The following is a 24,620-nucleotide window of genomic DNA, read 5'->3' as shown; positions in this document are numbered from 1 at the left end:
CTGAGGAGTCGGTGGCGGCATCCTCGTGTCCGGAAGTAGTGCTGAGGAGTCGGTGGCGGCATCCTCGTGTCCGGAAGTAGTGCTGAGGAGTCGGTTCTGCCGGGGCGGAGTGACCTGTCGGCACTACTTCCGGACATGTGGGGTGGCGGAGCACCCGGATCATCACATGAAGCCGTCACACGCCCGGATCGTGGGTTTCATCGTGCACTGCAGCAGACATGAGGCAGTATGGGAGGACATCGGGACTGTTCTCCGGGTTCACCCTCACGTTCACGGACCCCGGTGCCGGCGACGTCCGCACAGTCGCCTTCACGGTCGTCTGCGTGCTCGACGGCACCGTCGCCAGTACCGTCGACAGTGTCGGCATTTTGCCGGTGGGCGTCGTCTGCGGCACTCTGAACAAGTTGGGCGTGGGCTACGGCGTGCAGATCGCGACGCTGTACTCTTCCCCCAGGATCGTCCTGAACCTGCTGTAGCGAGAAAGGCTTCCGTGGCACCTCACGTCGGACACGGCCAGACCGTGGCCAAGATCATCCTCTTCGGGGACCATTCCGTGGTCTACGGGCACCCCGCCATCGCGATGCCGCTGCGCACGCTGCGCATGATCGCGCGCGTCGAGCCCACGGACGGTCCAGGCACCCTCTCCGGCCTGGGCTGGACCGGTCCTCTCAGCGATGCTCCGGCCAGGTTCTCCAGTATCGTCAAGGCCGCAGAGGTCGCCGCAGCGTTCGCCGGTCACCCCGGTGCCGGCCTGAGCATCACCACGGAAGCGGAGTTCCCCCCGGAGCGTGGCCTCGGTTCGTCCGCTGCAGCCGCCGGTGCGGTCATCCGTGCAGTCCTCGACGCCTTCGACGCGCCGGCCACCCCGCGCGAGCTCTTCGATCTCACCCAGGAAGCCGAGACAGTCGCCCACGGGCGTCCTTCCGGTCTGGACGCTGTCGCCACCTCGGCGCAGACCCCGGTCCATTTCCAGGCGGGCCAGGCCACGGACCTGGAGTTCAGCCCGGACGCGTGGATCGTCATCGCCGATTCCGGTGTCGAGGGCTCCACGCGGGAGACCGTGGGACATGTCCGTGCACGCTTCGAGGCGGAGCCGGACGTGATCACGGCGCTACTCAACCGGCTCGGCGAGATCACCGACGAGGTCGTCGTCGATCTGCGCACCGGTGACGTCCAGGGCATGGGTGCCCGGATGACGGAGGCGCACGGCATCCTGGGCGAGCTCGGAGTGAGCAACACCCAGCTGGATGCGCTGGTCGCCGCGTCCCTCGGGGCCGGTGCCCTGGGCGCGAAGCTCACCGGCGGCGGACGCGGTGGTTGCGTCATCGCCCTGGCCGCCACGGAAGAGGACGCCGAGCGCGTCGAGAAGGCACTGGTGGACGCCGGTGCCCGGGGAACCTGGGTCCATGCCCCTGCCACCGGACAGATGGCCGGGGAGGTCCTGCAGTGACAGATGCCACCAGCCCGGCGACTGCGACAGCACACGCGAATATCGCGTTGATCAAGTACTGGGGCAAAGCCGACGACGCACTCATCATCCCGGTGACCTCGTCGCTGTCGCTGACCCTCGACGCGCTGTACACGACGACGACCGTCCGCTTCGGCATCGAGGGGGACGCAGATACCGCGACTCTCGACGGCGAGGTCGTCACCGGTAGGGCCTACGACAGGATCGTGGACCTGCTCGACCTGGTGCGTGAGCGCGCCGGGATCACCGACCGGGCCGAGGTCATCTCGGTGAACACCGTGCCGACCGCCGCCGGGCTGGCCAGTTCCGCCTCCGGGTTCGCCGCCCTGGCCGGGGCGGCCGCCTCCGCCGCGGGCCTGGACCTGTCGGACCGTGAACTGTCGCGTCTGGCGCGGCGGGGTTCCGGGTCGGCGTCGCGCTCGATTTTCGGTGGGCTGGCCGTGTGGCACGCCGGCACCGACGACGAGTCCTCCTACGCCGAACCGGTCGCGGATCCGACCGGTCTGTCCGGGGATCTGGCCATGGTCGTGCTGGTCCTCGACGCGGGGGAGAAGTCCGTCTCCTCCCGTGAGGGGATGCGTCGGACGGTGCAGACCTCGCCGGACTACCGGTCGTGGGTCGAGGAGCATGCCGGGCATCTGGCGTCCGCCATGGAGGCGGTGCGGCAAGGCGACCTGGAGCGTCTCGGTGCCGTCGCCGAGGAAAACGCCGCCGGAATGCACGGCACCATGGCGTCGGCCGTGCCGCCGGTGGAGTACGTCACCGACCAGTCCCGTGCCGCGCTGGGTGCGGTGAAGGCGCTGCGTGAGGAGGGACTTCCGGCATGGGCGACGATGGACGCCGGCCCGAACGTCAAAGTGCTGACCCGTGCCTCCGAGGCGGAGCGGGTGGACGCGCGACTGCGCGAGATGCTCGCCGAGGTCGCTCCGCAGCTGGGCACCGTCGTGGCCTACTCGGGCCCCGGCCTGGAGATCACCCGACCCGACTCCCAGGAGGCCAACTGATGAGCGGACTGTTCACCCGTGCTGTCACCGAGGTGCGGGCACCCGGCAAGCTCTATATCGCCGGTGAGTACGCCGTGGTCGAACCCGGCTACCCGGCGGTGCTCATCGCCGTGGACCGCTACATCACCGTGCGGGTCAGCCCGGCGTCCGCGGACACCGGCCACATCACCACCGACCAGAACGCGGGCAGTCACCTGGAGTGGTACCGGCAGGGCAGTGACATGCTCATCGAGCCGGACCAGGACCAGTTCAGCTTCGTGCTGGCCGCGGTAAGGATCGTGGAGGAGGCGGCGGTCGCCCTCGGCGTCCCGCTGCAGGTCTTCGACCTGGACATCACCAGTGAGCTTGACGATGACTCGGGCCGTAAGTTCGGCCTGGGGTCCTCCGCCGCGGTGACCGTGGCGACGGTGCGGGCGTTGTGCGCGCACTACCGGCTGAAGCTCACGCTGATGGAGCAGTTGAAGCTGGCCCTGCTGGCCAGTATCGAGGTGCAGCGGTCGGGGTCCGGCGGCGATGTCGCGGCCTCGATGTTCGGCGGCTGGATCGCCTACACCTCTTTCGACCGGGAGTGGGCCCGGGAGCAGCGGGCCGTGCGTCCGCTTCTTGAGCTCGTGAGGTCGGAGTGGCCGGGACTGTCGGTGCGTCCGCTGACCCCACCGGAATCGCTGCGGCTGCTGGTGGGTTGGACCGGCTCACCGGCGTCCACCTCCCGTCTGGTCGGGGATGTGCAGTCCAACAAGCGGGGGGATGCCGCGTGGTCCTATGCCGGCTTCCTGGCGGACTCGCGCGACTGTGTGGAGTTCTTCGTCAAGGCACTGGACGCCGCGGACACACAGGGGGTGTTCGCCGGGATCCGGCGCAACCGTGCCCTGCTGCGCGAGCTCGGCGAGCACACCGGCACGACCATCGAGACGCCGACGCTGCGTCGACTCATCGAGTCTGCCGAGGGCCACGGTGGGGCGGCGAAGACCTCGGGCGCCGGTGGTGGGGACTGCGGCATCGTGCTCATCGGGGAGGACGCCGACATCGACGGCCTACTGGCAGTGTGGGAGCGGGCGGACATCCGCCTGCTGAACCTGCACCAGCATCGACCGGACCGGGGGAACTGACATGGCGATCTCACGGGACACTCTCGGGGGAGGACGCAAGGACGAGCATGTCCGGCTGGCTGAAGAACTGCGGGAACTCCGCGACGCCGGTGTGGTGCGTGGTGTTTCTCCGCACGGCGTGTGGGATGACGTGCGCTTCATGCACCACTCCTTCCCGGGCGGGTCATTCGACGGGGTCGCGTTGAAGACCTCGGTGTGCGGGCGTGACTGGGCGGTGCCCTTCTACATCAACGCGATGACCGGCGGGTCGGAGAAGACCGCGCTGATCAATGCTGACCTGGCCCGGGCCGCTGCGGCGACCGGGGTGGCGATGGCGACCGGGTCTGCGTCCCCGGCGCTGAAGGACCCGTCGCTGGCGCATTCCTTCGCCGTGGTGCGGGAGAATGCTCCTGACGCGTTCCTGTTCGCCAATGTCAGCCCGGAGATGACGGTGGAGCAGGCGCGGGACGCCGTCGGCTTCCTCGACGCGGATGCCCTGCAGGTGCACGTGAATCCGGCGCAGGAACTGGTCATGCCCGAGGGTGACCGGGACTTCAGCGGCTGGCTCGACCGGCTGTCAGACATCGTCGACGGGGTCGATGTGCCCGTGGTGGTCAAGGAGGTCGGCTTCGGGCTGTCGGCCCGGTCTGTCGCGGAAGTCGTGGCGCGCGGTGTGCGCACCATCGACGTCAGTGGTCGGGGCGGGACGAACTTCATCGACATCGAGAACCGGCGTCGGGAGAAGCAGGAGTACGCCTACCTCTCAGGGTGGGGTCAGACCGCGGCGGAGTGTCTGCTGGATCTGCAGGCGTCTCCGGTGACTGTGCCGGGTGGCGAGTCCGCGCCCGGTGGTGAATCGACGGAGGAGCCGGTGCAGGTGATCGCGTCCGGCGGAGTCTCGACGCCGCTGGACGTGGTCCGTGCACTGTCACTGGGTGCCTCGGCGGTTGGTGTCTCCGGACACTTCCTGCATGTGCTGATGACCGACGGACTGGACACTCTGATCGACGAGATCACCGAGTGGATCGCCCAGGTCCGCACCCTGATGACGCTGCTGGGTGCTGCCTCTGTGGCGGAGCTGCGGCAGGTTGATGTGCTGGTGACCGGCACGACCGCCGATTTCGCCCGGCTGCGTGGGGTGGATCTTGAGGGGCTCGCGCGACGAGGAATGTGACGATTGAGCGTGCCGGGGGAGCGGGCGGGCCAGTGCGACGCTGCCCTACGCCCCCGTTATAGGGTGGTTTTTTCCTGTCGTGGGTTCCGGAAACCGCACCTCGGGTGGGTTTTCCGTGGTGTTGCCCCCGAATTTCACCCTCACCCCCCCCGGGGTTCACTGGTCGTATATGGTGGTGATCACCCCCGACGGAGAACTCCGGAGGTGGGAAGATACCGTGCCGCGGTCAGCGGCACGGAACGTGGGTTGAAGGGATCGAGAACTCGGTCTCTGCGCATTGAGCCGCTCATGTTTCGTGCCGGTGGCCGCGGCACTGCCATGTCCGGATGGGATGGGTCCGCGCCAGGGCCCGCTACGCTGAGGCAGATGACCACGAACTTCTGGACTGTGTCCGACCTGCACCTCGGTCACCGGCTGGTTGCTGACCTGCGCGGGTTCGCCGACACCGGGCAGCACGACCGGGTGGTGCCCGACCATCTGCGTGAGGTTCCGGAGGACAGCGTCCTGCTCTGTCTGGGGGACATCTCCGTGCGCAAGGACGCCTACGCGCTCGCCCGTCTCGCTGAGTTGAAGGCGGAGAAGAATCTCACGATGTGGCTGATCCCCGGCAACCATGACCGGGTCCACCCGATGTTCGGGTGGGATTCCGTGGCGGAGTGGACGCCGCGCTACCGGGAGATCTTCGACGTGATCGCCCTGGACCTGCAGGTCCGGATCGGACGCTGGCAGGTACTGATGACGCATATTCCCCGGGCGACGGGGAAGGACGCGGTCCCTGACCCACATCAGACACCGCTGTTGGCCCGGTGGGCGGGACGTGAGGGGTTCGACTGCACGGTCCACGGGCACACGCACTCGTCGGTGCCGGTGCGGCGCAAGCATGTCAACCTCAGTCTGGAGGCGACGGGGCTGGCCCCGGTTTCGCCGGAACGGTTGGAGGAGTTGGTGGGGCAGGCGGTGCGCTACAGGGGATAGGGGGTTACAGCAGTGCCTTGGCGCGTGAGAGGTGCTCTGTGACCTTCGCGCCGGCGCGGCTGATGCCGAAGACATTGAGGACGCCACGTCGGATCTCGGCGTCCGGAACATCAGCGCCGGCCGGCTGTCGGGCGGCGATGATGCGCCAGGCGTTGGCGATCTCCACCGGGCTGATGTCCGTGAAGTCGCGGCCGGCGGTGTGGTTGGCGCCGGTGGGCCGGAACTCCCGCCAGGTGGCGGGGTCGATATCGGTGGGCCAGACGAAATCGTCGGCGTCGATGATGAGGTCGAGCTGACGTAGCTGCCGGGCGATCTGCTGTTTCTTCTTCGCACCGCAGCGTGACATGCCGAAGGAGCGGACGGTGAGCGTTACGAGCCGGTCCAGACTGACGGGCCCCTCGAACTCGGCGATCTCGGCGGCGACACCGCGGACCTGCAGCTTGGCGTCCTTCTTCGGTAGCGCGTCGATGATCTCGGGACCGCCTGTGATGACGATCTCCCAGGGTTCGTACTCGTAGCGTCCGGTATCACCGACGGTGGGGGAGGATGTCACAGGGCAGGGTGATGGTGCCGTGGTGGTTGCCACTACGGGGGCCTGAATCGAGGACGAGGACGAGGACGCGATCGGGGTCGGGTCCGGTGCAGGGACGGGTGCAGTGAGCTCGGTCTTCGTGGCGTATGCGGAGAGGAGTCCGGTGCGTCGGGTCTTCGCCTCGGCGGCTCCGGTCGTGTCTCCCAGCAGTGTGAGCAGTCGGACGGAGTAGTCGGAGGTGCGTACGGCGTCGAGGTCGGAGAGCTCGTCATTGTGGGCCCAGCGGTTGCGCATGATGCGCAGTTCATTGGCGACGGTGCTGACCTGGCGCAGGTTGTCGTCGAAAGGGTAGCCGAGGCTGCCGAGGCGTTCGGTGAGCATGCGCAGCTGACACTGCAGGTCGGTACGGGAGTAGCTGTGCCGGCTGCGGCCTTTCGTCCGGTCGAGCTCGGCGAGGATGGTGGTCCAGGGCAGGCTGTCCGCCCCGCCGAGCTCACCGGACAGACGCGCGGCGATGAGCGGGTCGAGGCGTCGGCTGAGGGAAGTGAGGAGGTCGGAGACTGTACTCGTGACGGAAGTCGCAGAAACCATATCCATATACTCAGTATTTCATATTTCTGAGTCCACGCAGAACCAACTAAGATCTGATACCGACGGTGTGGATCTTGGTCCCCACGTGGTCCACAATGAACCGACCCTTTTTGTCGTCGATGGCGAAATAAATGCGACCACATCGCTCCGGAGAAGTGTTATCCCTGAGTTTTATGTGAGGCGTTCGTTCGTAGGTTTTTCCTTCGTAAGAGAAGTCTCGTAGTCCGGAATCCGAGGATATCGCCCTATCGAACGGGGCAAAATTTAGGCCGAAGCGTTCCATGAAGACGTCCTTCCAGTTCCCGTCCAGTGATTCTCCTTCTTCCCAGTAGCTGACTGCAAGTTTTGCCATAGAAGTGAGGGCGTCAACCATTTCGTCTGGAAATGGATACTTTGCCCTTTTCCATTCCTTTGAGACTCGCCGACTAAAAACTATCCGATCCATCGAGCGGTCTTCGAGATCATGAATTAACCGCTCCATTGAATTTTGATCTCCGGACCGTAGGCTAGGGACGCCGTCCCACTGGTCAGCTTCGGGAACTGTATCTTGTTTCCTGACGTTATTCGCTGACCCAACTGCTGAAAGAGCCTCTTGGAGATTATCTATCTGCTCTTGCAGGTATTCGTTGTTGCGTTGTAGTGAGGTGATGTCGGCTTGAGAGCTTTGGAGACCTTCCAGATCAGCTTCAATACTTTCGGCCATCTCTTTCCAGGTCTGAGTATCTTCTCGAGACTTTGCTAGACGCTGTTCAAGGGATGAGATGATCTCTTCTTTGTTTGAGATGGAGAGAATCCTACTTTGCTCAGCCTTTTCCTCTGCGGCCCTGTCGGCAGCTGCTCCTGCTTGTGCGGAGGCGAATATTTCATCTCTTCCTCGTCGCATAACAGATACGAGTGAGAGCCGCTCCATGAGGCGAGTGCGCAGTTCGTTTCGATCGTCAGAGTTTACGACTTGCCAGCTGAACTGCTCGGAATTGACTTGGCGATCGGGCCAGACTAGGACTGCGGCAGATTTTTGTGGTGCCATTCCTGGGGCTTGACGATCGATTTCAAGCTTGGATCGATAGTCCACCGTGAATACGCGAAGTAGGCCGATGAGCTTGTTCGCGCATTCTTTAGCTGCGGATATTGCTTCCAATGTTCGAGAGTGAATAATCAAAACGGGCAGTCGGTGGTCTGTGTGGATGTACTGAATGAGCGAGTTGGTCTCCTCCTGATTGCGAACGTTGACATATTTTGTTTCCAGTATGTCTAAGCCAATAAAACACCGGAGGCGGTAGTCGTTGACGAAGTCCCTTACGAGGCCTGGCTGTCTGACATCCGCTTTGCGCAGCGGGGACAAACTTCCTGTCGTGGACTCACGGGATACAACGACTCGAAGAGCGTACCTTCCGTTTTTATCGGTACCGAATGTGGTGCGCGTTTGAAGCGTCTGGTCCCCCTCGGGAAAATGATCCAACACATCAATGCGAACCATTTGCCCGTTACTGTGATTAAGGTACTTCCAGGCTGCAGATTTTTCTCCACCATTGCGGGAAGGTACTCTACCAATATTACCGGACGTGAGGAGATCTGGGGCAGATATGACCGTGTCTCCCATGGTTCGAGATATCCACTTTGCCAGAATTGAAAGTCCTATACTCCAAGGGTCGTCGGACGACGTCTTCCCCTCTACGGCGGACTGAAATACGTACAAGTCTTGCATGGCATCTCCTAAAAGTTTTACTATTCGAAGGTTCCGGAAGCGTTGTTCATCTCCGCGATGCTGCCCTCGATCATCGCGCGAGTCTGATCGTTGAAGCCTGCGGGGGCTGTGGCCTCGACATCGAGGGTGATGTTCACCGAACCACCGTTGGTCTCCAGTGACCGTAGGTGGTGGAGAATCTCGTCGTCGATCCGCATGTACAGACCGGGTCCACCACCGGAGACCGGCAGTTCGAATGTCGCGGTGAAACGGGTGTTCCGGTGTTCGGGTTCGGGAGGGAGTGGCGTGACGCCGACGATCCCACCGTCGCCTTTCTCTCCGTTCCCACCGACGTCGCCTGTGCCACCCGGGACCTCGTTCCCGCCCTCATCAGTACCAACTCCCGGGTTCTCTCCGTCACCGCTGGTCCCGTCAGTCAGTCCTGACTGACCGGCCGCGGCAGCCCGGCGGGTGGCCTCAGCCGCTTCCCGTGCCTCGCGTTCGGCCTTCTCAGCCTGGAACTGGGCGCGCGCGGCGTCCGGATGAACGATGAGCAGGGAATCCGGCAGCGAGCCGGCCGGAAGTCCGGAGTCGCCCTCAGGCCAACGGAGGTTCTCGTATCGGATGTCACTGTCTGCTTCGCTCAGACCGTCCGCGAGGGCGAACGGCCGGTCGTCCAGATTGAAGGTACCGCCGTCATTGCGGATACCCTCCTCGATGACCCGGCGGTTGAGCACCCGCTGCATGTAGAGGTAGCGCGGGTACATGCCCCACAGGTCGCCGAGACTGTAGTGCCCCTGCGCCGCCCAGGTGCCGTTGGTGTGGTTCGTCAGTTCCATGGCGATCCGCGCCGGGGCCAGTTGGTTGACGAATGCCTCGGACTGCTGCAGTTTGTCTACGGCGCGCTGGATCGTGTCGGACCCGCCGGTGATCTTCTCCTGGGTGAGGGAGACGAATCCTTCGGTGGAGTCCGTGGAGACCCCGGGTTCGATGACCCACTGGTAGCTGTCGGCGAGCCGGTCGTCGACGGTATGGTTCTGCTTCTCCGCCTGAGCTTTCGCCTGGTTGATCGTCGAGACGGTGAGGTCGAGGGTGTCAGCGTCGTCCAGGACGCTGCTCCACGCCAGGTACTTCCGGACACCGTCGCCGAGCGCCTCGATCCGGCGTGCGTCCGCGGCGAGGAAGACGACGGTGTTCCTGTAGGTACGCGGTTTCAACCCGACGTTGTTGGTCGCCGAGCGGGCCCATTCCCCGGCGGCGCCGAGGGAACCGTTGCTGTCCACCGGGTCGGACGGCGGGATGATGATGAGCCGCAGGTCTTCGCTGTCGAGAATGTCCCCGGTGGATGCCGGGGAGTTGATGACTTTCACGGACGCGTTGTTTCTGCGGTTCCAGGCGTCCGCGTGTGCGCGTAGCCGGTCTGCGATCTCGCGGTGGACGTCCTCGGTGCTCAGCGCCTCCGCCCGGTCCCGGACCACACTGGTGATGTTGGCGGTGGTGTCGAACCAGTACTCGCTGCCGTTCTCGTAGAACCGGGTCGACTGGTTCGCCAGGGCGGTGAGCCCACTGTGGAAGTTCCCGATCTTGTCGCCGGGTACGGCGGTGCCGAGGGCGATACGGCGTTCGTCGATACCGGTCCCACGGTCCCGGGGAGCGCTTCCGAGGAACACTGTCCGAGCCAGTCGAGCAGTGATGTGCCTAGACCCGAGAAGGGGGCTGTTGTCGTCGATGGCGCGGGGGACGGTTCCGTCGACGTCGGTGGAGATGATGGATTTCCAGTTGTCGTCGAGGTACTGGGTGAGTTCGTTGGTCACCGATGCTGTACCGACGGGTACGTCGGAGGGCAGGATCAGCGGGCTGTTGTTCTCCCCACGCCACAGTGCGGACACGATGGTGCTCATCAGCCGCAGGACGCCACGGGTGCGCTGGAACCGGGGCAGGGCAGCCCAGTCCTGGTAGAGCCGGTCGAACAGTTCCGGGTGGATGGGATAACACCGTTCGATTTTCGACTGGTAGTCGGGGCGGGCGGCCTCTACCGGGAAACTCGCGGCATGCTTCGTGTAGAAGGTGCGCATGGTGGCGGCGATGACGCGGATCTTCTCCTGGTTCTCCGCATCGACCTCCTGGAAGATGCGCCGGCGGACAATTTCGAAGCTCTCGTTCGCCTCGGCAGGACGCCACTGTTCGGCCTTGCGGTTGATGACCTGCAGCAGGGTGGTGAGCGCCTCGCGGCCGTCGGCGCCACCGACCTCCTCGTCGTCGAGCATGCCGTCCACGTACTGGCCGGGACGCATTTCATTGGAGGCAGGGATGGAGACCAGCAGCATGCAGTGCGGGGTGGCGGAGACCGCCTCGCTCAGGGTCTGGGCGAAGGTCGCCTGGGTGGAGAGGTTGCCGGCGGCGAGGTCGGTGCGGTTGACGAGCTGGCGGGCATAGGCCACCCACTCGTCGATGAGGATCACCGCGGGGCCGAATGCCGCGAGCAGGTCCCGGAGTTTGGTTCCCGGGCTGGTGGCGGTACGGTCAGCGTCCTTCACGATCTCGTAGGCTTCGGCGCCGCCGAGCTGCCATGCCAGTTCGCCCCAGATGGTGTTGACGACCGTCCCGTCCGGCTTGACCATGCCGCCTGAGGGGACGAGGTCCGTGCCGACGAGGGCGACACGGTTGACTCCGGTGGGGATTTCCGCGCCGCCGAGGAGATCCTGCATGTCCTGCGGGAGCTGGATTGTGTCGAGTCCACCGAAGAGGTGCCAGACGGCGAGCATGGAGTGGGTCTTGCCACCGCCGAAGTTGGTCTGCAGGTTGATGATCGGGGACGCGTCGTTGGCGCCGGTGACTCGACCGAGGGCCTTGGTGAGCAGGTCGCGGAGGCCTTCGGTGAGGTAGGTGCGGTCGAAGAACAGTTGGGGGTCGGTGTACTCGGGGCCGGCGGAGACCGTCTCTGCGGAATCGTCGGCGGCCGCAGCGTGTCGTCCGGAGGGGGCCCGGTGGTTGTTCGTCAGGCCGGCGACGGTGCGCAGGTCTGCGGCGAACGCGGAGGCATTGAAGGTTCCGTTGGCGACATCCGGGTGCGGGGTGACTATCTCCCGCCAGGGTTGGAGGTTCTCACCGCTGATGTTGATCTCCGCCGAGTGACTGGTCTGTGCCTCCACTTTCCGGTCCTGGATGATGCGCACGCCGTTGCGCTGGGCGGCGAGTTTCTCCGCTGCCTTAGTGTCCTTCACTGCGGTGGCGAGACGGCACATCGTGTCGAGGGCACGGTAGGCGTCGTCGTCGGTGAACTTGGCGTTGTGGGCCCAGAGGTTCCGGGTCTCCCGAAGTTCGGAGGCAAGTGCTTCCTCGGACCGGGTGAGCTTCTCGCTGAGGGGACGCCATCCGGGGCGGAACTTGTGGGTGGTTCCCTCGGTGATGAACCGCAGGGAGCACTGTGGGTCCTCGGCGGAGTAGTCCTGTCGACCACGGCTACCGGAGCGCTGGGTGTCGGTGAGTTCGAGGATGTCGATCCAGCTGGAGTTGTCGTCGATGTGGACGACGCGGGTGAGGAAGCGGTTGAGGGCGTCGGCGAGGATCTCGAAGCCGGTGTTGATTCGGTCGCGGTTGCTCTGGGCCATGGTCAGCCTTTCGTAGTGCGAGGAGGTCGGGGGAGATGGGTGCCAGGCGGTGGTCGTGTCAGAAGAGCATGTCGTCGGTGGCGGGGGTTCCGACGCGGTCATGAGCGGGGATGTCTCTGGCGGTCTGGGCGATGTCGTTCCAGGCGGTACCGAGCTGGTTGAACAGCAGGGCTGTCTTCGCTTCGTTGCGCTGTTCGGAGATCTGGAACAGGAGGAAGGCTAGCTGCTTGCAGAGGTCCCGGTTGATGGCGTCGGGGACACGCGCGAGCAGGCGACCGGCGGACGCGACACCGTCGCCGTACTCGAGTTCCTTGGCGAGGTGGAGGACGGTCTCCCAGGCACTGACGTCACTGTCTGCAGCGGGGTCGTAGGGTGTGCCTGTCTCTTCGTCCGACTGGTGCAGCTTCTCCGGGGAGTGGAGAGTGACCTTGCCTTGACCGCTGTGGAGGATTCCGGCACGGTGGAGGTGCTCGACGGAGGTGTTCCGGGCGCGGGCGAGACTGTCTGCGCTGCCGTAGGCCTCGGTGCCGAAGCCGTAGCTGCGGAACCAGGCGAGCGCGAAGCGGGTGTCCGCGTCATACTCACCTTCCTGCTCACTGAGGACCTCATCGAGGATCTCGTTGATAACCTGGAGGGCAGAGCGGACACTCATCTTTCGTCCGTCGGCCTCCAGCACTCCGCTGTACTTGGAGAACAGGCCGATGCCCGGTCCGATGGCAGACTGCGGAAGGTCAGCTGGTTTCAAGGTTCCGCGCCGGAGATCACGCAATGCAGAGGGCAGCGAACTCCTCAGTTCGCGAAGAAAATCACGACGGGTGGTTGTTGGTGCATTTTCCGGTCGGGCACGGAGAACAAGTGCGATTGAAGAAGCTAACGAATTTTTTCCTTGAGCTCCTGCACGGTTTGTCATTTCTGAGCCCATAGGCCAAGTAGCGGTGATTTGCCAACCGGAGCGGATAATACCCTCGAGAATTGCTTCCCATCCTGTTGTAATCCCACTGGATTTTGTTTTTGAGTCCTGCTGTTTAAAAGCGTAATATACTGTCATCGGGTAGTCGGATCGAGTTTCAATACGCGCCTTGGTGAAGAACTCGATGAACCCGCTCTCGAAGTACTCCTGAGCTTCCTTTCGGCCGCCGTGTCGGTAAGGGTTGGCTACTAACTCTTCGGTCTTTGGTACGAGCGTACGATTGAAAAGTTCTGGTTCGACATCACGAAGCATTCGGCGAAGCCAGACATAGAAGTAATCAGACAGATCAGAGTATCCGATGTAGTCGTAGTACGGAGGATCAGTGGATAGGATGGCTCCCGAAAGGTCTGCGGTGAGTGCGGAAGTCATGACGGCATTCGCGTTGCGAAGTGCAGGTGACGACTTGAGAGCACCTATGGTGATCTTTAGCTGGCTTTCAAAGCTTCCTCCGGCCCCCGAAAACGGATTAGGCTCAGCATAATCCCAAACCATGGGAATTGCCTGTTGCGTAAAGGTATGACTGATTCCATCCCTACTTCGGTCCCAAGAGCAAAACGATGACCAGCGATCTGTGCATCGACTAGTGGCCAATGCTAGAAGTATGGCTACTGACCTTGCGTATCCTTTATTGGTTACGACATTAACTTCGTGGAAAACATCATTAATGAGATTGCTGAAAGTTTCGAGGGCAATTGTTTGCCGATTCGTGAAGAGGTCTGCGTATTGACGGAATCCGTATGCCTGGACTCGAAAACCTAATGCCCGTTCAGGAAGGGTGCCGGGTATTGGGTGCGCTTCTGGAAGATCTACATTTTCATGAGCAGTTTGCGGGCCTACGTATTGGCGCACAGTACGTGCACCTTCTCTGCGCTTAGTGACCATGCAGATTAGCTGCGATTTTAGTCTCTTGGATTTTCCTTCTGATTTGATATAATCGAATGTGATCGCATTTCCGCATCCTATGCAGTGTGCACCGTTCCGGTCCACGGTACCTTTTGCATTAAATCCTTTAGGCGGAGAAGTTACGTTGATAACTGAGTAATTAACTAGTCCGTTTTTAACTTCCGGTTCTATGTATGATTTTCCGGACTTGGATTTGGAATTATTGGATACCCACCAAGAGTTAGTGAGTGGAGTAGAGATACCGCAGGCGGGGTTTGGGCAGGTGACAGTTCTTACCCACAGCCACGCGTTGACCGGTGCCATCGTGCCATCCCCCATCTCGGCTTTCGGGTATAGATGCCCGATACGCTTCTTCGCCTCCTCTAGCATCCACTCGCCGTACCACCGCACATCCTCAGCCAGTCCAGTGGCTCCAGGCCAGGTGTCCGCATCCTGCCCCTTCAGCAGTTCGGCGGCGCCCGGGTGTACCGGGGGCTGACCGGCGAATTTCGGCGGGATCTCGATCAGAGCCTTCTCCAGCAGTACCGCCACCGGGTTCACGTCACTGGCATGCGCCTCCAGTCCCAGACGCTGGGCCTCCAACGGGATGGAGCCGCCCCCGGCGAACGGATCGGCGACCGCCGGAGGATTGCCGTCGGTGTACAGCATGATCTTCGCCCGGGCCTTGTCGAACCACCCCTCGGGGTCGCTCTTCACGGTGTCCCAGTTTGAGATGTGCTCGATGATCCGGAACAGTTCCTCGCGCTCGGCGTCCTGTTCCTCCACGGTGGAGAAGAGATCGGGGCGAGACGCCGGATCGTCCACGATCTGGGCGAAAAGCACCGCACGTGCCGTCGTAGTGGGCTTACGCGACCACCATAGGTGGAGGGTGGAGGGGGTGCCATGGTGGTTGTTCTTCTCTCTTTTCGACTGCTCGTTGATCTTCTCCAGAGGAATGGAGACCTCAATGAGTTTGCGGCGCTGCTCGGGTGGCGGGGTGGGGATCGTGGACGTCATGAATGCTCGCTCTGTGAATGAACAGCACAAAATAATGTGCCTAGATGGATGTGGGAGGGCGCACAGAAGTGGCGCCAAAGGTCAGGGTCTGGTCATCGTGGAGGTGTGGCTACACGGGATCACCGCCGCGGTTCCAGGTTTCCGGCCAGTTCAGGACGACCTTTGTCACACCGAACTCCCGGTCGGCGCCGGCGAAGTCGCGGAAATGGTCGACCAGGTACCGGACCCGGTCGTGCTCCGGGCCCTCCGGACTGATCTCCACCAGCGCGAGACGGTGGTCCTCGCCGGTGTTCTTCGCGGTCAGCACCTCCCGGTGGGTGATCACGAAATCTTCTGCGCCGGCAATCCGCCCCTTCACTTCGATGATCACCGATGGCCGGGACGCACCCGGCCACCGCGACGCGACATCGAAACCCGGATTGTTGCGCGGCATCTCCACCGGAGTCCGGCCCAGGGCCCGCTCCGCGGCGAGTACCGCATCGACCGCCCGGCGGTCCACCTCAGCGGTATCCTTCGCGTGCTGGTCGACGTCGTCCCAGTCGGCACCGGTCAACAGATCCACCAGGCCCTGCGGTAGCACCAACGCCCGTGCCACGATCCGCGGCGGGGCAGGGGAGAGCAGCCGTTGTCGCGCGATGAGATCCAGCCGTTGCGTCAACCGGGTCTGCAGGGCGTAGACCTGCTTCTTCAGTGACGCTGCCGAGACCTTCGGTGCTCGCTTCGCCTCGCCGGCCTCGAACAACCGCTGTTGCTCCTCAGCCTCGATCGCCGACCGGGTGAGATAGTCCATCTGCGCGGTGAGCCGACGTTCCACCAGCCCGGCCGCACGGTCCAGTTCCGGCAGGATGCGCTCCCGCGTGGCCTCCAGCACCGGGCGGACACGGGAGGCGGTCACCGCTGCGCGGATCAGGTCAGTGAGGTTGCCGGACAACCAGTCACTGTCCAGGCTGACTGCCGTGATCGCCTGCTCGGCTGTGATGTCCTCCGGTAGGGGATCGAAGTCGAGATACGGCGCCAGGCCGGCGTCCTCGTCCGTGCCGTCCGGGTTCACCCGCAGATAGGCGAACTCCTTCGCGAGCACGTTCTGCGTCCCGTCGTATACCTCGATGAGCGTGGCGGTCAGCAGCCACGGATCAGTGCTCGGATCATTGGGGTCCACGAGGACCGTTCCAGTCTCGAGCACATCACTGAGACCGGTCACCGACAGATCGACGAGAGAGTCCAGCAGCGGATGCCCGGGGGCTATGAACTCCACATGCTCGGTTCGGTCCGCGACCGCTGGATCAAAGGTCACCAGGTCATAGCGGTCGGCCAACGGCGAACCGTGCTGCCGCGCCCAGTTCAGGACCGCCCCCGGCAACGCACGGACTGCTGCCGTGCCCTTTGCCTTGCGGACGAGGCGACCACCCTGGTGCTCCAGGGCGCGGGTGAAGAACTGGGCGATGTAGTGCGGCTGCAGCTTCCGGGCACGCGCGGCATCCATGGCGTCGCGCATCCGCTCCAGATCCGCAGACGTGAAGGATTCCGCTGCCAAAGCGCGTTCCGCCATGAGATCGTCGAGGCCGTGGGCGACCTCGGCGTCGATGATCTCCTCGATCTCCGCCTGCCGGGCCGGATCGTCGATGTAGACAACCGCGTCCATGATGAGGTCTTTCAGCGACGTCTCCCGGAACGCGTCCCCCAGCACGTCGAAGACCGGCCGCTTCAGAGCTCTGCGCTGGACCTCCATCTTGTCCAGTAGGCGGGTGTACACCGCACCTTCACGGGTCTCGTCGGCGACGAGGTTCCACAGCTGGCAGACATGCTTCTGGCCGATGCGGTGAATCCGGCCGAAGCGCTGTTCGATCCGGTTCGGGTTCCACGGAAGGTCGTAGTTCACCATGAGGTGTGCAGCCTGCAGGTTCAGACCTTCACCTGCAGCATCGGTGGCGACGAGGAACTGGACCCCGGCGTCATTGGTGAAGTTCGCGGTGATGCGCTGTCGTTCCAGACGGTTCGTGCCTCCGTGGATGCTGACGACCGACCGCGGATCGGCTGTGATGGACCGGATCTGGTTGACGAGGTAGTTCAGGGTGTCCCGGTGCTCGGTGAAGATGATGAGTTTGCGCCGCTTACCCGTCGTACCGTTGGTGAGTGTCTTCTCCTGGATGATCCGGCGGAGTTCGCTCCATTTGCGGTCTTCGCCGCTGAGCACCACGGTGTGTGCCGTAGAGACCAGGTGTTCCAGCTCCACAAGTTCGGCATCCAACTCCGGCAGGGTGCGCGCCGCTGTGGCCGGGGTGATGAGCACCGTGTCTTCGGCTTCCTCCACCTCATCGGCGGCGAAATCGTCAAGCGAATCTGCGTCATAGAGGTCGGAGACCATGCGGGCCGGTCCGGTGAAACCGTGTCCGTTCCACCAGAGATCACGACCCTCCTGCGTGGCCTGCTCCAGCTCAGAACGGTAGGACGCCAGCTTGTCACGCCGGCGCTTCAACGAGTTCCAGATAGCGTATGGACTGGATGCCAGACGCCGCTGCAGCACAGTGAGAGCGAAGCCGACAGTGCGTCCGACCGAATCGTTGAGGGCATTCTCCGCCTGCTTCATCTGGGTACGTACGTACCCGGTGACCTCCTCGTACAGCCGCATCTCCGGCACACTGAGCTGGTAGGGGACCGTAACAGCCCGACGCTCCGGGAAGAGCGGCTTCCCTTCGAAGGTGAGCAGTTCCTCCTTGACCATGCGGCGCATCAGGCCGGTGGTGTCCACGTCCTCGGTACCGGTCTGAAACGCGCCCTCGAAACGGTCCGGGTCCAGCAGCGACAGGAACGCCTGGAAGGCCTCGTTGTCGCCGTTGTGCGGGGTGGCGGTGAGCAGCAGGAGGTTTCGGGAGATGTCCCGGAGCAGTTCACCGAGCTGGAAACGGCGTGTCTTCTTCAGCTCGTTGCGGAAGCCGGCGGAGGCGGACATCCGGTGAGCCTCATCGACGATCGTGAGATCCCACTGCGTTCCCTTGAGCAGCGGCAGCAACTCCTCGTCACTGCGGGCCACGGCATCCATCCGGACGATGAGCAGGTCGTGGTCGGTGAACGGGTTCCCGGACGCGGAGTTGTCCACCGCGCCGGGGGAGAGGACATGGAAGTGCAGTCCGAACCTCTCGCGGAGTTCCTCCTGCCACTGCGGGGCCAGGCCGCCGGGGCAGACGATAAGGCACCGTTCCACGTCGCCGCGCAGGATGAGCTCTTTGATGTAGAGCCCGGACATGATGGTCTTCCCTGCACCGGGGTCGTCGGCCAGGAGGAAGTGGAGGGGGATGCGAGGCAGCATCTCTTCGTAGACCGCCCGGATCTGGTGGGGCAGCGGCTGGATGTCGCTGGAGGTGACCGCGAGCATCGGGTCGTGCAGTCCGGCGGTCTGGATGCGCAGAGCTTCGGTGGCAAGGCGGAACTGTTCGGCGTCCCCGGTGAACATCTCCCTGTCCGCCGGGTCCTGGATGGCCAGGCGCGGGAGATCCTCCTTGAAGACGACAGTCTCCTGGAGTGCGCCGTCCGGGTGGCGGAAGGTGATCGTGGCTCCGAACGGGGAACCGACCGTCTGGACGATCTCCACCGGATGCTCGCTGATACCGAGAAGCTGCAGGCCAGGCTCAAGATCTTCGACCGTGAGGGTCGAGTGGTCGTCTGACCGTCGATCAGTGCGCATGAGTGCTCCAGGTGGTGGCGGACGAGGCGGTCCGGAAAGCCCAAAATAATGTGCTGACAACTGAGGTTACCGCAACCAGATTTGTGATTCATGTACACCCCACCGCCCGACCTCGACTGGAAGACCTACGCGGTGGTCGTCGGTCAGCGGGTGAAGGCTCTACGGACCGACTGGGAGTGGACCCAGGAGGAGTTGGCAGAGCGGGCAGGGATCAGCCGCAACCAGATCCAGAACATCGAGCGTGGTCACGGCACGGGGGTAAACGGGCGCGTGACGAACATGTCGATGGAACACGTCTACCGCCTGGCCTACGCACTGGACGTTCCGCCGATCGTGCTGCTGCCGGACGTCGAGAAGGAGGTCGTTCCCCGCTGTCGTGCGGCTGAGCACCGCGAACCGATGAGTGGCCTCATGCATCGGACCATCGAGATCGACGTCGCCTGGCCGAGGGGCCTGCGGGTGGTGAAGCCGGGGGAAAGCGAAGGCTGAGACGCTCGGCCAGCGTCAGATGTCAGCCCTGCACGAGCCGTAGCTTCGGCTTCTTGGGTGACCGGGTGGAGGTAGGTACGGTGGAATTAGACGCTTCCTTCGCCCCCGTGTCCACCGCGTGGACCTGCGAGCTGAACGTCAGCGCATGCACATCAGCTACGGGGAGAGACAGGTCCACTGAGATGCGGTCAGCTGAGGTCCGTTTGTCGCCGGCTGCGGAGCCGAAGATATAGGTGAAGATCCGGGACCGTTCATGGTGAGTCATGCCGCCGGGTTCTCCCGTGCGGAAGCCTCGCCGCGCGAGCGCGGAACAGAGTCGACGGTAGCCCGTATCGTCTGTGTGACCATTGCGCAACAGGGCTTTGGCTGTCATCATCGCGGACACCTTGAATACGGACCGGAAAGCCAGCACCTCATCGACCGACGGGTGCCGAGGAAGGTGTTCGGAGACACTCGATGCCGGTGCCAGGAACTCGGCGGCGAAGCGGTCAGCGTCCTCCTCCTGACGGTGGTGCGCCTCGGTGCGGCTATCCAGGGAGGTCGAGTGAAGGATCAGATGACCGAGCTCGTGGGCGATGTCAAAGCGGGAACGCTCCGGGGTCTTGCTCCGGGACAGGAAGATATAGGGGGTCCCGTCTGACCATCCGGAGAATGCGTCGACGACCTCCGCCACGGACGGAAGGCCGTACACGCGGATTCCCCTCGACTCGCACAGCTGCACGATGTTCGGGAGTGGGCCTTCGCCAAGCCCCCACATCAGGCGGAGCGTCTGCGCTGAAAGAACCGGATCTGTCGTCTCAAGTTCATCGATCGCAGCTGCATCACCCGCAGACCACGACGGACGGGTGAAGTGCTCGTCGATCCACCGGTCGATCATGACTCCGAACACCCCGGCTGCCACGGCGGCATGACGGTGAACTGCGGCAGCACGCCGGCCTGCCCGGAAGTTGACCTCATCCACCGAAAGACTCGGGAGAGGGACATCAGCGAAGAACGTGGCGGGCATCTGCAGAACCGTCTCGAGATCTTCGGCCACGTGGACAGGTGCCCCGTCCGACACATACCGCGACCAGGTTCGGGCGGTGATGCCGAGTTGGCGGGCGGTCTCTGCCTTCGACAGTCCACGCCGTAACCGGGCGACGTCGATACGGTCACCACTGAGGCGGAGGTGACCTGCGCTCCGGTCACTCGATGCCGTAGTAGACATCATCACCACCTTGATCATCAGTAGGACGGAGGACCTCTCCAACAGCATTGTCGGTCACTGTGCCGAGCATGACCCGGACCAACCACCCCTCGATGGTGCCGTCAGAGGTCATGCCGGAGGGAAGCGAGAACTCACAGTGAATGCCGTCATCTGCGGGATGGTAGAGCAGGATCCAGGTTCCGAACGGCGGGGCGTCAGGGTCCCGGGGATCGGTGGTGCCCGGGATCAGATCGGCGAGCTCTATGAGCGGCGCGACAAGATCTTCGCGGAAGCGGTTGACGGAATCGACGGTCTTCTTCCCCGCGGGGCGGGTCAGTGCAGGTTCCTCGTGCGGTAGACCGGTCGAGGCGCTACCGCGGTGTGCGGCAACTTCGTAGCGCAGACTGTCGCGCTGCATGACCGGGCGGTTGTGCGGGTTCTCTACGGACCACTCGTCGCTGTCGTTGAGGTGTTGGCGGAGAGTCCGGACAGTCTCCATCCATCGGGCGAGTCCGGCTGCGTTGACCGGGTAGAAGCGGCTTGAGTGGTTTGCGGCGTCCTCATGGCCCTGCCGTACCGCATCGCGGAGGTCAGCCAGGTTGATGTCCAGTCGGCTCAGGTAATCCCCTGCTTCTCCCTCATCAATGATTCGCGTGGCGGGAACATCGGCGGAGCGTGCTGGAGTGGTCATGGCGAGCCTGCTTCTGGTGTGGGGCGTGTCCTGATGTCCGTAACTGGACACTTCGCTGGTCAGTAATGACACGATACTAGCTTGGTGATGGACGCAAAAACCGCCAGTTTGGAACGGGTGATCTATTGCAGTGTCGCTTTTCTACCCGCGATATGCGCCCCTCCGGGTAGTGTCAGGAGGCGATGAGACACCGCCGCCTCATCATGGAGAAGTGGATGACATGGGCTGCAACCATACGTCACCCGCTTCCGGCCACCAGAGTTGCAGGAACCACTTCGCAGCATCGCGGACTCGGTCCGAGATGATTGTGGCAACTACACGCTCCAGGACCCGTCGCATGAAGTTCCAGCTTCCGCGACGGGTCCGTCTTCATTCACCGCCTCACTTCCGCAGCGAGCGCACCCGCACCAGGTGGTCGTTGCAGAACTCGCCGACGCCCCACTCGGCCAACTCGCGACCGTAGCCGGAGCGTCCCACACCGCCGAAGGGAAGTCCCGCCGCGGTGACCGAGGCCTCGTTGACGAAGGACATGCCGACCTCCAGCCGCGCCGCGGTCTGCTCCGCCAACTCCAGGTCCGTGCCCCACACCGACCCGGACAGTCCGTAGTCGGAGTCGTTGGCGATCCGCACGGCGTCGTCCACGTCGGTGGCGCCGTAGACGATGGCGACCGGCCCGAAGACCTCGTTGCAGCCCACATCGGCGGACGGGTCAACGTCGGTGAGCAGCGTCGGCTCCATGAACGCGCCGGGGCGCTCCAGCGCCCGACCACCCACACGCACCGTGGCAGTCCCGTCGGAGGACGCGGCCTCCAGCCGCTGGACGATCTCGTCACGGGCGTCGACCGAGGACAGTGGCCCCACATCGGCGTCCGGGTCGTCCCACTCACCCGGTAGCAGCGCACTGATCCGCTGCTCCAGGCCGGACACCACACGCTCGTAGTCGTCATCAAGGACGATCAGCCGCTTCGGCGCATTGCACGCCTGACCGGTGTTGTACATCCGCAGGCCCACATACCGGTCGAGGACGCGGTCCATGTCCTTGTCGGACAGTCCACCGAGGACGATGAACGGATCATTACCGCCGAGCTCCAGCAGTGACTTCTTGTAGTTCTCGCCAGCTGTCGCGGCCACAGCCGCACCCGCACGCTCGGAGCCGGTCAGCGAGACTCCCGCGATCCGGGGGTCGGCGACGAAGGCGTCCATCTGGGAGCCGGAGGCGTAGATGTTCTGGAACACGCCGGCGGGCAGGCCGGCGTCCTCCAGAATGTCCTGGCAGGCCTGCGAGGACAGTGGGCAGATGGACGCGTGCTTGAGGACCAGGGAGTTGCCGAGCAGCAGGTTCGGCGCGGCCCAGCGGGCGACCTGGTAGTAGGGGAAGTTCCACGGCATGATGCCCAGCAGTGGGCCGACCGGGTCCTTGCGGACGTAGGTGTGCAGTGCATTCTGTGCCGGCAGTTCGCGGTCGGCGAGCAGCTCATGGGCGTGCTCGGCGTAGTACCGGTAGATGTCGACGACGATGCCGAGCTCGGCGCGCGCCCAGGAGGTGAGCTTGCCCATCTCGCGTCCGATATGGGACGCGAGCTCCTCGGTGTTCTGCTCGTAGAGGTCGGCGGCCCGGGCGAGGACGCGGGCCCGCTCGTCGACCGAGGTGGTGCGCCAGGAGTTGTAGGCCTCGGTCGCGCGGTCGAGGATGGCGTCCCGGTCGGAGTCCTCGATTCTCGTGAACGTGTCTTCGGTGGTGCCGGTGGACGGGTTGTTCAACTGGAAGGTGCTCATGGGCCCCGTTGTACGCGTCCTTACCGGCTACGTCACCCGTGTCGGTGACCGCTCACGCCACACCGAGCAGGCGAAGCACCGCGGTGGTCGCCATGGCCAGCAGAACAGCGAGGAGCATCGGCACCCGCCGCCACAGAGCGACGATTCCGACAGCTACGCCGAGGATGCGGGACAGCCCCGTGAGATCCTGTCCGTCATAGGTGGCCTGTGTGGCGGCGACGGCGACGAGGATGACGACCGCCGCACGGTCGAGCCAGAGACGGACAGCCGCCGAGGAATCTCCGGATCCGGTGTCGGACGATCTGCCGGACGCAGCGGGGCCTCCCGCGGCGAGACGGCGTCCCCACAACACTCCGGCGAGCCGGATCAGGTAGGTGGCGACGATGAGGGCGCCGGCGGAGAGCAGGAAAATCTGTGTGTCCATCAGGCAGACCTCCGGGTCGACAGGGCCCAGGGCAGCAGGACGACCAGGGCGCAGACGGCGGCGAGGCCCGAGGGGACGACCGGTGTCGCCGAGACGCTGACCACCGCGGCGGCGAGCGCGGCCAGCAGGGTGGGTCGCCGTCGGAGATCGGGGAGGACCATGGCGACGAGGATCACCGGGAAGGCCGTGTCCACCCCGAAGGCGTCGGTGTCGGTGAGTCCCGCCACCAGTTGCCCGGCCACAGCACCGCCGAGCCAGGAGAGGAGCAGGGCTATGCCGAGAACGGAGAACCGTCGCCACCGACGGTCGGCAGGTTCCCTGACCCGGGAAAACGCCATGGTCTCGTCGTTGACCAGGTGCGCGCCGGCGACTGCCCGCCAGCCGCGGGGTGCGATGGTGCCGACGTTCATGCCGTAGGCGAGGTTCCGGGAGTTCACGAGGACGCCACCCAGCACCGCGGCGACCGGTGATCCACCGGCGCCGAGCGTGCCGACGAAGAGGATCTCGGCCGCGCCACCGTAGGCCAGCGCGGCGAGAAATGCGGTCTGCCAGAGGTGGAGCCCGGCCTGGTGGGACAGTGAGCCGTAGGAGAGACCGACGGCGATCAACGTCAGGCAGATGACGGCGCCGTCTTTCACTGCCGTTCTGTCTGATGGTGCCATGTTCTCTATACTGAACGATTGCGGAGGCGTTCGTCAAGATGGACAATTGTCCCGTACCGTGAACGACATGTCGAAGGATACGCAGTACGACCATCAGCGCATGGGGTCCGCCCTGCGCGCCGAGCGGGAGAAGGTCGGACTGAGCCTCACTGAGGCAGCAGGCCGGGCGGGCATCGGGAAGTCCACACTCTCGGTCCTGGAGTCCGGTGCCGGCAATCCCAGCGTGGAGACACTCTGGTCGCTCGCCAGTGTCTACAACGTGCCGCTGTCCAGGATCATCGATCCGCCGACGCCCGACATCGACGTCACCCGGGCGGAGGAACTGAACTTCCTCGAGTCCGAGGACAGTGCCTACCGCGTGGCACTGGTCAGTCCGGGAGAGCCGTCGACCAGGCGGGACCTGTACTACATCACCGCAGGTCCGGGCACGGTGAAGTCCTCGAAGCCGCATCCCCGGGGGACCGTCGAGTACGTGTTCATCACCTCGGGGCGTGCGGTGGTCGGCGTGCAGGACCGGACGATCACGCTGGACGTCGGGGACTGCGTCCGCTACCCGGGGGATGTTCCGCACACCTTCGAGGCGTTGGAGGACGGCACGACGGGCGTCACCGTCGTGGAGGGGTAGCGGCCGGAACGGGGTGGCGCTGCCTCACCGGTACAGAAATAGTGGCCACAGGTCGCCCGATGCGGATTTTTCCGACTCCTCGCCACTAC

18 protein-coding genes are annotated in these 24,620 nt (G+C 64.0%); 8 read left to right on the top strand and 10 right to left on the bottom strand.

Translation table 11 applies throughout. From position 1 onward, the window contains the following. Window positions 1-323: 323 nt before the first annotated feature. The 6 genes from Q0A27_RS11690 (at window position 324) to Q0A27_RS11665 (ending at window position 5,709) form a co-directional block, all read left to right on the top strand. Window positions 324-476, top strand: coding sequence for a hypothetical protein (locus tag Q0A27_RS11690; RefSeq protein ID WP_291475677.1), 153 nt, complete (start codon window positions 324-326; stop codon window positions 474-476). Window positions 477-490: 14 nt separating this feature from the next. After that, window positions 491-1,450, top strand: coding sequence for a mevalonate kinase (gene mvk / locus Q0A27_RS11685; RefSeq protein ID WP_291475675.1), 960 nt, complete (start codon window positions 491-493; stop codon window positions 1,448-1,450). Continuing rightward, the gene (gene mvaD / locus Q0A27_RS11680) at window positions 1,447-2,472 is read left to right on the top strand and encodes a diphosphomevalonate decarboxylase (RefSeq protein WP_291475673.1); all 1,026 of its coding nucleotides are present in this window, start codon (window positions 1,447-1,449) and stop codon (window positions 2,470-2,472) included. Before mvk ends, mvaD begins: the two co-directional genes overlap by 4 nt. Continuing rightward, window positions 2,472-3,581 (top strand): phosphomevalonate kinase, encoded by a 1,110-nt coding sequence (locus Q0A27_RS11675; RefSeq protein WP_291475671.1) that lies wholly within the window; start codon window positions 2,472-2,474, stop codon window positions 3,579-3,581. The genes mvaD and Q0A27_RS11675 overlap by 1 nt, the downstream gene beginning before the upstream one ends. Before the next feature lies 1 nt (window position 3,582). Further along, window positions 3,583-4,734 carry a type 2 isopentenyl-diphosphate Delta-isomerase gene (fni, locus tag Q0A27_RS11670; RefSeq protein WP_291475669.1) on the top strand — a complete coding sequence of 384 codons (1,152 nt, stop codon included), beginning with the start codon at window positions 3,583-3,585 and terminating at the stop codon, window positions 4,732-4,734. 366 nt (window positions 4,735-5,100) lie between these two features. After that, on the top strand, window positions 5,101-5,709 hold the full coding sequence (locus Q0A27_RS11665; protein ID WP_291475667.1) for a metallophosphoesterase: 609 nt from the start codon (window positions 5,101-5,103) through the stop codon (window positions 5,707-5,709). A 4-nt stretch (window positions 5,710-5,713) separates the two neighbouring features. Here the strand turns inward: Q0A27_RS11665 and Q0A27_RS11660 are convergent, their stop codons facing one another. The 5 genes from Q0A27_RS11660 to Q0A27_RS11640 all read right to left on the bottom strand — a co-directional run bounded on the left by Q0A27_RS11660 (window position 5,714) and on the right by Q0A27_RS11640 (window position 18,678). After that, a complete protein-coding gene (locus Q0A27_RS11660; protein WP_291475665.1) occupies window positions 5,714-6,832 on the bottom strand; it encodes a Swt1 family HEPN domain-containing protein in 1,119 nt (372 codons plus the stop codon). A 46-nt stretch (window positions 6,833-6,878) separates the two neighbouring features. Next, window positions 6,879-8,537, bottom strand: coding sequence for a hypothetical protein (locus tag Q0A27_RS11655; RefSeq protein WP_291475664.1), 1,659 nt, complete (start codon window positions 8,535-8,537; stop codon window positions 6,879-6,881). A gap of 20 nt (window positions 8,538-8,557) precedes the next feature. Further along, window positions 8,558-12,127 carry a DUF499 domain-containing protein gene (locus Q0A27_RS11650; RefSeq protein WP_291475662.1) on the bottom strand — a complete coding sequence of 1,190 codons (3,570 nt, stop codon included), beginning with the start codon at window positions 12,125-12,127 and terminating at the stop codon, window positions 8,558-8,560. Window positions 12,128-12,185: 58 nt separating this feature from the next. Then, window positions 12,186-14,996 carry a DUF1156 domain-containing protein gene (locus Q0A27_RS11645; protein WP_291475659.1) on the bottom strand — a complete coding sequence of 937 codons (2,811 nt, stop codon included), beginning with the start codon at window positions 14,994-14,996 and terminating at the stop codon, window positions 12,186-12,188. A 109-nt stretch (window positions 14,997-15,105) separates the two neighbouring features. Next, complete coding sequence (locus Q0A27_RS11640) at window positions 15,106-18,678, bottom strand: helicase-related protein (protein ID WP_291475656.1); 3,573 nt, start codon at window positions 18,676-18,678, stop codon at window positions 15,106-15,108. Window positions 18,679-18,768: 90 nt separating this feature from the next. Here Q0A27_RS11640 and Q0A27_RS11635 point away from each other — a divergent pair, with 90 nt between their 5' ends. Further along, a complete protein-coding gene (locus Q0A27_RS11635) occupies window positions 18,769-19,167 on the top strand; it encodes a helix-turn-helix transcriptional regulator (RefSeq protein ID WP_291475653.1) in 399 nt (132 codons plus the stop codon). Window positions 19,168-19,189: 22 nt separating this feature from the next. Here Q0A27_RS11635 and Q0A27_RS11630 read toward each other — a convergent pair whose 3' ends face one another. The 5 genes from Q0A27_RS11630 to Q0A27_RS11610 all read right to left on the bottom strand — a co-directional run bounded on the left by Q0A27_RS11630 (window position 19,190) and on the right by Q0A27_RS11610 (window position 23,906). Next, entirely contained in the window at window positions 19,190-19,924 is a 735-nt protein-coding gene (locus Q0A27_RS11630) for an ImmA/IrrE family metallo-endopeptidase (protein ID WP_291475685.1), read from the bottom strand. 427 nt (window positions 19,925-20,351) lie between these two features. Beyond that, window positions 20,352-21,044 carry a hypothetical protein gene (locus tag Q0A27_RS11625; RefSeq protein ID WP_291475652.1) on the bottom strand — a complete coding sequence of 231 codons (693 nt, stop codon included), beginning with the start codon at window positions 21,042-21,044 and terminating at the stop codon, window positions 20,352-20,354. A gap of 381 nt (window positions 21,045-21,425) precedes the next feature. Then, window positions 21,426-22,820, bottom strand: coding sequence for an NAD-dependent succinate-semialdehyde dehydrogenase (locus Q0A27_RS11620; RefSeq protein ID WP_291475651.1), 1,395 nt, complete (start codon window positions 22,818-22,820; stop codon window positions 21,426-21,428). A 52-nt stretch (window positions 22,821-22,872) separates the two neighbouring features. After that, a complete protein-coding gene (locus Q0A27_RS11615; protein WP_291475649.1) occupies window positions 22,873-23,244 on the bottom strand; it encodes an AzlD domain-containing protein in 372 nt (123 codons plus the stop codon). Then, window positions 23,244-23,906 (bottom strand): AzlC family ABC transporter permease, encoded by a 663-nt coding sequence (locus Q0A27_RS11610; RefSeq protein ID WP_291475647.1) that lies wholly within the window; start codon window positions 23,904-23,906, stop codon window positions 23,244-23,246. The genes Q0A27_RS11615 and Q0A27_RS11610 overlap by 1 nt, the downstream gene beginning before the upstream one ends. 67 nt (window positions 23,907-23,973) lie before the next feature. Between Q0A27_RS11610 and Q0A27_RS11605 the strand changes: the two genes are divergently transcribed. Then, window positions 23,974-24,531 (top strand): helix-turn-helix domain-containing protein, encoded by a 558-nt coding sequence (locus Q0A27_RS11605; RefSeq protein ID WP_291475645.1) that lies wholly within the window; start codon window positions 23,974-23,976, stop codon window positions 24,529-24,531. The last annotated feature ends 89 nt before the right edge of the window (window positions 24,532-24,620 follow it).

This window comes from Corynebacterium sp. (genome assembly GCF_022712275.1).
Lineage (GTDB): Bacteria > Actinomycetota > Actinomycetes > Mycobacteriales > Mycobacteriaceae > Corynebacterium.
This window is presented reverse-complemented; position numbering and strand designations above follow the sequence as displayed.

Excerpts from the sequence above, each read along its gene's own strand:
- Q0A27_RS11635 (WP_291475653.1), top strand. The coding sequence starts at position 18,769 with ATGTACACCCCACCGCCCGACCTCGACTGGAAGACCTACGCGGTGGTC.
- Q0A27_RS11660 (WP_291475665.1), bottom strand. The coding sequence starts at position 6,832 with ATGGTTTCTGCGACTTCCGTCACGAGTACAGTCTCCGACCTCCTCACT.
- Q0A27_RS11615 (WP_291475649.1), bottom strand. The coding sequence starts at position 23,244 with ATGGACACACAGATTTTCCTGCTCTCCGCCGGCGCCCTCATCGTCGCC.
- Q0A27_RS11610 (WP_291475647.1), bottom strand. The coding sequence starts at position 23,906 with ATGGCACCATCAGACAGAACGGCAGTGAAAGACGGCGCCGTCATCTGC.
- Q0A27_RS11650 (WP_291475662.1), bottom strand. The coding sequence starts at position 12,127 with ATGGCCCAGAGCAACCGCGACCGAATCAACACCGGCTTCGAGATCCTC.
- Q0A27_RS11630 (WP_291475685.1), bottom strand. The coding sequence starts at position 19,924 with ATGTGGGGGCTTGGCGAAGGCCCACTCCCGAACATCGTGCAGCTGTGC.
- Q0A27_RS11640 (WP_291475656.1), bottom strand. The coding sequence starts at position 18,678 with ATGCGCACTGATCGACGGTCAGACGACCACTCGACCCTCACGGTCGAA.
- Q0A27_RS11625 (WP_291475652.1), bottom strand. The coding sequence starts at position 21,044 with ATGACCACTCCAGCACGCTCCGCCGATGTTCCCGCCACGCGAATCATT.
- Q0A27_RS11645 (WP_291475659.1), bottom strand. The coding sequence starts at position 14,996 with ATGACGTCCACGATCCCCACCCCGCCACCCGAGCAGCGCCGCAAACTC.
- fni (WP_291475669.1), top strand. The coding sequence starts at position 3,583 with ATGGCGATCTCACGGGACACTCTCGGGGGAGGACGCAAGGACGAGCAT.
- Q0A27_RS11655 (WP_291475664.1), bottom strand. The coding sequence starts at position 8,537 with ATGCAAGACTTGTACGTATTTCAGTCCGCCGTAGAGGGGAAGACGTCG.
- Q0A27_RS11605 (WP_291475645.1), top strand. The coding sequence starts at position 23,974 with ATGTCGAAGGATACGCAGTACGACCATCAGCGCATGGGGTCCGCCCTG.
- Q0A27_RS11665 (WP_291475667.1), top strand. The coding sequence starts at position 5,101 with ATGACCACGAACTTCTGGACTGTGTCCGACCTGCACCTCGGTCACCGG.
- Q0A27_RS11620 (WP_291475651.1), bottom strand. The coding sequence starts at position 22,820 with ATGAGCACCTTCCAGTTGAACAACCCGTCCACCGGCACCACCGAAGAC.
- Q0A27_RS11675 (WP_291475671.1), top strand. The coding sequence starts at position 2,472 with ATGAGCGGACTGTTCACCCGTGCTGTCACCGAGGTGCGGGCACCCGGC.